This window comes from Candidatus Planktophila sp., assembly GCF_046070465.1.
Classification (GTDB): domain Bacteria; phylum Actinomycetota; class Actinomycetes; order Nanopelagicales; family Nanopelagicaceae; genus Planktophila.
Window position 1 is genome coordinate 1 of record NZ_JBJTMK010000051.1, and the last position, 6,305, is coordinate 6,305.

Below are 6,305 nucleotides of genomic sequence, written 5' to 3' on the forward strand. Positions count from 1 at the left end.
GGGCTCTGTGATTTCCAGTCTTTGCCGGGGCGGCAAAGTAGGCCTTGGGATACCAACGACGGGATAGCTCTTTGATTGTTGAGACATCAATGGTTCGGTAATGCAAGAAATCGGCAAGGATTTTCATATCTCGGGCAATGAAGTTGCGATCGACGGAGACAGAGTTTCCCGCGAGTGGAGATTTACCTGCAACGACACCGGCAGATTTGAGATATTCCAAGATCTGCTTCTCAGCATCTGCCATATCTATGCCATGGGGGATCTCGTTGATCAAACCGGACGAGGTATGCATCTTGCGGACAAAGTCATTCATCCCGGCTAACTGGCCGTCGGTGGCATGGATAACAAGGTCAATGCCTTCGCCGATGATGTTGAGCTCTGAGTCGGTTACAAGGACCGCAATTTCCACCAAGGCATCGGTCTCCAAGGAGAGGCCCGTCATTTCGCAATCAATCCAGACGAGGAAGGGGAGTTCGGAGGCCATAGGGGGAGCGTAGTGGTTATGCGGAGGTTTCAACTCTCGTTCACCTTCCGTTAACCAAGTATCCGCTTATTTTCCTAGCGTTGGGTGAAGGATGCTACACATGTCGATCACCCTGGATGCGGGCAAAGCTCCTGCGCCTCGCGAAATTACCACAAATCCACGTGTCTCAGACAAGATATTTCGTGGGGTTGTCAGCGGCTTTGGATTTACAGCTCTTCTGATTCTGACGCTCATCGGAGTATTTCTCTCTGTTCGTGGAATTCAAACTCTTCATTCACAGGGATTTGGATTCCTCACTCGATATAACTGGGATGTAAATCAAACTGACACAGGGGCAAGCTACGACATGGGTATCGGCGCCATGTTGCTGGGAACGGTCGTTATCTCATTTATCGCTCTTGCAGTGGGCGTACCGCTCTCGATCGCAATGGCGCTCTTCCTTACCTTTTACGCTCCACCTCGAATCAAGAATTTATTAGTCTCCATCGTTGACCTCATGGCAGCTTTTCCATCAGTGCTCTTTGGTCTCTGGGGCTTCTTCGTTCTGATGCCGATGGCGACATATTGGGCAAAGATAATTTTTAAGTATATGAATTGGTTCCCGTTATTTGATGCGCCGCAATACTTCTTCGAGCGCTCGCCATTTATTGCAGGTTTAGTTCTTGCAATCATGATTATTCCTATCGTTACATCGGTAGCACGTGAAGTTTTTGCTCAGACTCCACTCGATCGAATCCAAGCTGCATATGCACTGGGAGCAACAAAATGGGGCGTTATCAAATCTGTAGTCTTCCCATTTGGTAGCAGCGGTTTGGTAGGCGGAGCGATGCTCGGCCTCGGTCGCGCATTCGGCGAAACGGTTGCGGTCTACACCGTTCTCAATATTGTCTTTAAGGGCAACCTCCACATCCTTTATGGCGCAGGTGGAAACGTTGCATCGATGATTATCCTCAAGTGGGGCGAAGCAACTGGTGAAGAGACAACAGCTCTCTTAGCTGCAGGTTTTATTCTCTTCGTTCTGACTCTGCTGGTAAATCTGCTCGCAAACTTCATCGTCCGTAATACTTTGAAATCAGGTAAGTAAACATGAGCATGAATACTGAGGATGTCGTAGTTGTGAAGCCACGCAAGCCGTGGAAGCCAACAAAACAGGAGCGAATTCAAACCGTCATTGTTATTGTAGGTGGCTTAATACTCGCTGGTTTGGCTGTCAAAAGTACTGGCTTAGACGGAAAGCTTGGATTCTGGTTCGCATTTATTCTCGCTTCAACAGCTCTCCAAGTCTTTTTCGGGGTTCGTAAATTTGGCCGTAAAGCCTTAGGCGATTCCATCGCCACCTCAATGATCTATATCGGGGCAACAGTCACATTTGCACCGGTAGCGAGCATTCTCTTTATTACCCTCAAGAATGGCGTTAAGGGTCTTCGTTGGAACTTATTTACAACTGATATGTTTAACGCGTCTTTCCTTGATCCAATTGGAATCGGCGGGCTGCTCCACGCATTGGTCGGCACCGTTATTTTGATTGTGATAGCGATGATTCTGAGTGTCCCGATGGGCATCATGACTGCGCTCTATCTCACGGAGATCCGCGGACGTGGTGCAGCCTTCATTCAATTCGTGGTTCAGGCGATGTCAGGCGTTCCTTCTGTTGTTGCCGGACTCTTTATCTTTACCTCTGTAATTTTGATCTCGCCGCTCAAAGCCTCTGGCGCTGCTGGTGCTCTTGCGCTCACAATTTTGATGATTCCTACAGTTACTCGTACAGCTCAGGAAGTGCTCCTGCTCGTACCCAATGATCTCCGCGAAGCTGGCCTCGCAATGGGCGCTACTCAGTGGAAGACGGTGGCAACAATCGTGGTCCCAGCTGCACGTAACGGCTTAATTACTGCGACTATCTTGGGCGTTGCTCGAATCGCAGGCGAGACAGCACCCCTGATCTTCACAATTGGTGGCGCGGATAAGCTCAATCTCAATCCCTTTAAAGATTATCAATCTGCAATGCCTTTCTATGTTTGGAAAGGCTTCGCCTTAGGAACCCCTGAATCAATTCAACGTTCATGGACTGCAATTCTCATCCTTCTTATTTTTGTACTTGCACTTTTCACAGCTGCGCGCTCACTTGGTGGACGGAGAATGAAGTAATGACAACTAATAACGATAATTTTGCTCAGAATCAAGAGGGAGAAGAAATGTCTACTCAAGAAGTCGCATCGTCATCACTAGCGAGCATCTCTAGCGAAAACTTTGGCAAGCGCGCACCAGGCAATATTGCTCTAGGTTCTGGCCTTGAGGCACGTGGTGTGCATGCATGGTTTGGAAAGCACCACGCTCTCTCTAACATCTCACTTGATTTCAATGCCGGAACAGTTACTGCACTGATTGGACCATCAGGGTGTGGAAAGTCCACCTTTATCCGCACTCTCAACCGCATGCACGAGTTCATTCCCTCTGCAGCGATGGCTGGTGAAGTTCTCCTCGATGGCAAAGATGTTTATGCTCCCGGAACCGATGTAACAAAGATTCGCCTTCAAATCGGTATGGTCTTCCAGAAACCAAACCCATTCCCTTCAATGACTATTGGCGAAAACGTCCTCTCTGGCATCAAGCTCGCTCAGCTTAAAGTTGAAAATAAGGATGACCTTCTAGAAGAGTGCCTCGTCCGCGCTGGCTTGTGGAAAGAGGTAAAGGATCGCCTCGGTGCTCACGCTGGCGGTCTCTCAGGTGGCCAGCAGCAGCGTCTCTGCATTGCGCGCTCTCTTGCGGTTAAGCCCAAGGTATTGCTGATGGATGAACCTTGCTCTGCCCTGGATCCGGGATCAACCCTTCGGATTGAAGACACCATCAATGAGCTCTCATCATCGATGACAATCATTATCGTGACTCACAATATGCAGCAGGCTGCTCGTGTCTCTGACTACACCGCCTTCTTCCTCTCTGAGGGTGGACCTGGTCAGATGATCGAAGTTGCGCCAACCAGCGAAATATTCTCTCGCCCCCGCGATAAGCGCACCGAGAACTATGTCTCTGGTCGCTTTGGCTAAGAAGAACTCATTCACCATCTGTTCACTTACAGTTTTGGGTTAGTTTCGACCTAATCCGCCCTGAGTTTCTTCGAGAAGTTAATTTTACCTTCGACACAATGTCCATATATCGAAGGGTTCTTAATGAACAAGTCACGTTCAATCAAGATCGCATCTTTTGCTACAGCGATCACACTTGCATTCGCACCGGTTGCACATGCAACAACATGGAAGGCTGGCGGAGCATCTTCTGTTAACGGCCTTATGGCTGCATGTAAGGCAAAGTACCAGTCAGCTACAGGCGATGACTTCCCTTATAACGGAACAGGTTCTGGAGACGGTAAGACAGGTCTTAAGAATGGTTCATTTGATTTCGCATTCTCAGATTCAACAGAATCATCACCAATCTCAGGTGAATTGCACCTCCCAGCATTCGTGTGGCCAGTAGCGGTCCTCACAAACACAGGTGGATCAAATAAGCCACTTACACTTTCAACAGAGACTCTTGCAAAGATTTTCGCTGGCAAGATCACACGTTGGGATGATGAAGCAATCGTTGCAGATAACAATCGTGCAATCACAACAATTATCTACTCAAAGAACTCAGATGGATCAGTAAAGAAGGACGCTAAGGGAGCTCCTGTTGTACTCCGTACACAGACACTCACACAGCACCGTATTCTTCCATCAAAGCCAATCACTGTTTTCTACCGTACAAAGAACTCAGGAACAACAAACAACCTCACACGTGCTTTCAACAAGCTCTACCCATCACTATGGACAAAGGCTGCTAACGATTCATTCGCAACAGCATTCCCAGGTGATATCACTGCTAACCCACAGTTCTTCCGTGGAGCAGCTGGTTCAGGAGATGTTGCTAACGGTGTAAAGGCAACTCCTTACTCAATTACATATGCTGAAGTTGGTTTCGCAAAGGCTCCTTACAACCTTGCAATTACAAAGGTGATCAACGCTGCAGGTAACGCAATCGTTCCATCATCTGATTCAGCTATGGCCGCAGCAGCAATGGCATCAGTTGATTCAAACGGTATCGTTACATTCGACTATGCAACTAAGGATGCAGATGCATACCCATTCACAGCTACAACATATGCGCTAGCACTTTCAGGTAAGTCAAACTCAGATGCAATCGCTAAGACACTTGACTACCTAGCTAACAACTGTGCAAAGGACAATCCTGCAGAAGGTTTCGGTGCATACACACCTACAAACGCTTTTGCTAAGGCGTTCGCAGTTCAGCTTGCAAAGTTGAAGAAGTAACACGAAGTACAACCTCCTAGGAATAGAACTGGCCGGACCCTTCACGGGGGTCCGGCCAGTTTCCTTTATGAGTGCGCGCCTGGCTGGAATCGAACCAGCGACAACCTGCTTAGAAGGCAGGTGCTCTATCCGACTGAGCTACAGGCGCATGTCACACTCATTACGCGTTAGGCCAATGAGGTAATGGCTAATAGTACCCAGTAAGGTTTGCAACTATGGCTGAGTTCATTTACACGATGAAGAAGGCGCGTAAAGCGCATGGCGAGAAGGTAATTCTCGATGACGTAACCCTGATGTTCCTACCTGGAGCAAAGATTGGTGTTGTTGGTCCTAACGGTGCCGGTAAGTCAACAGTTCTTCAGATCATGGCAGGGCTTCAGCAACCATCCAATGGTGAGGCTTACCTTTCACCTGGTTACACCGTCGGCATCTTGATGCAGGAGCCAAAGCTCAATGAAGAGAAGACTGTTCTCGAAAATGTGCAAGAAGGTGTTGCAGAGACAATGGAGATGGTTCGCCGCTTCAATGAGATCTCTGAGGAAATGGCAAACCCTGATGCTGATTACGACAAGTTATTGGCCGAGATGGGCGAGCTTCAAGAACAACTCGATCATCGCAATGCATGGGAGCTCGACTCACAATTAGAGCAGGCAATGGATGCACTTCGTTGCCCTCCAGGAGATGCCGACGTCAAAGTTCTCTCAGGTGGAGAAAAGCGCCGCGTCGCTCTCTGCAAGTTGCTCCTGGAAGCGCCAGATTTACTTCTTCTCGATGAGCCTACTAACCACCTCGATGCAGAATCGGTTTTATGGCTCGAGCAACACTTGGCAAAGTACCCAGGCACTGTTGTAGCTATTACTCACGATAGATACTTCTTGGACAACGTTGCTCAGTGGATTCTCGAACTCGACCGCGGTCGCGCTTATCCATATGAAGGTAACTACTCAACTTACCTTGAGACAAAAGCAGCTCGCCTCAAGGTTGAAGGCCAGAAGGATGCGAAGCGCGCAAAGCGTCTCTCTGAAGAACTCGACTGGGTTCGTCAGAATGCAAAGGGTCGTCAGGCAAAGTCAAAGGCTCGTCTTGCGCGTTATGAAGAGATGGCTGCAGAGGCCGACAAGATGCGCAAGTTGGACTTCGAAGAAATTCAGATTCCACCTGGACCACGCCTTGGAAATATCGTTGTAGAAGTTGAAAACCTTGTGAAGGGATTCGGCGACCGAGTATTGATCGATGACCTCTCATTCACGTTGCCACGCAACGGAATCGTCGGAGTAATCGGACCCAACGGTGCTGGTAAGACAACACTCTTCAAGACAATCCTCGGTCTCGAGCCAGCTGATTCAGGCAAGGTGAAAATTGGTGAGACGGTAAAGATTTCTTATGTTGATCAGTCACGTGGTGGCATCGATCCAAAGAAGACACTGTGGGAAGTTGTTTCCGATGGTTTGGACTTTATTAAGGTCGGACAAGTTGAAATGCCTTCCCGTGCATACGTTGCAGCGTTTGGATTTAAG

General features: G+C 48.5%; 6 protein-coding genes and 1 tRNA gene. 5 read left to right on the forward strand and 2 right to left on the reverse strand.

Translation table 11 applies throughout. The features are described 5' to 3' along the window. A partial coding sequence (orn, locus tag ACKOVI_RS02460; protein ID WP_509602430.1) for an oligoribonuclease occupies positions 1-484 on the reverse strand: 484 nt, incomplete at its 3' end. Between the two features lie 100 nt (positions 485-584). On the opposite strand from orn, the gene pstC reads away from it, so the two are divergent. The 4 genes from pstC to ACKOVI_RS02480 all read left to right on the forward strand — a co-directional run bounded on the left by pstC (position 585) and on the right by ACKOVI_RS02480 (position 4,788). Then, positions 585-1,568 (forward strand): phosphate ABC transporter permease subunit PstC, encoded by a 984-nt coding sequence (gene pstC / locus ACKOVI_RS02465; protein ID WP_509602431.1) that lies wholly within the window; start codon positions 585-587, stop codon positions 1,566-1,568. A gap of 2 nt (positions 1,569-1,570) precedes the next feature. After that, on the forward strand, positions 1,571-2,629 hold the full coding sequence (pstA, locus tag ACKOVI_RS02470) for a phosphate ABC transporter permease PstA (protein ID WP_509602432.1): 1,059 nt from the start codon (positions 1,571-1,573) through the stop codon (positions 2,627-2,629). Between the two features lie 47 nt (positions 2,630-2,676). Continuing rightward, positions 2,677-3,528, forward strand: a complete 852-nt coding sequence (locus ACKOVI_RS02475; protein ID WP_509602435.1) for a phosphate ABC transporter ATP-binding protein — start codon at positions 2,677-2,679, stop codon at positions 3,526-3,528. Between the two features lie 123 nt (positions 3,529-3,651). Beyond that, positions 3,652-4,788, forward strand: a complete 1,137-nt coding sequence (locus ACKOVI_RS02480; protein WP_509602433.1) for a substrate-binding domain-containing protein — start codon at positions 3,652-3,654, stop codon at positions 4,786-4,788. A 74-nt stretch (positions 4,789-4,862) separates the two neighbouring features. Here ACKOVI_RS02480 and ACKOVI_RS02485 read toward each other — a convergent pair. Then, positions 4,863-4,936: transfer RNA gene (locus tag ACKOVI_RS02485), tRNA-Arg, on the reverse strand. 67 nt (positions 4,937-5,003) lie between these two features. On the opposite strand from ACKOVI_RS02485, the gene ettA reads away from it, so the two are divergent. Then, the coding region (ettA, locus tag ACKOVI_RS02490) for an energy-dependent translational throttle protein EttA (protein ID WP_509602434.1) at positions 5,004-6,305 on the forward strand (1,302 nt) is incomplete at its 3' end.

Bases quoted from the DNA above. Each gene is read 5' to 3' on its own strand.
- ACKOVI_RS02480 (WP_509602433.1), top strand. From the start codon at position 3,652: ATGAACAAGTCACGTTCAATCAAGATCGCATCTTTTGCTACAGCGATC.
- ACKOVI_RS02475 (WP_509602435.1), top strand. From the start codon at position 2,677: ATGTCTACTCAAGAAGTCGCATCGTCATCACTAGCGAGCATCTCTAGC.
- pstA (WP_509602432.1), top strand. From the start codon at position 1,571: ATGAGCATGAATACTGAGGATGTCGTAGTTGTGAAGCCACGCAAGCCG.
- pstC (WP_509602431.1), top strand. From the start codon at position 585: ATGTCGATCACCCTGGATGCGGGCAAAGCTCCTGCGCCTCGCGAAATT.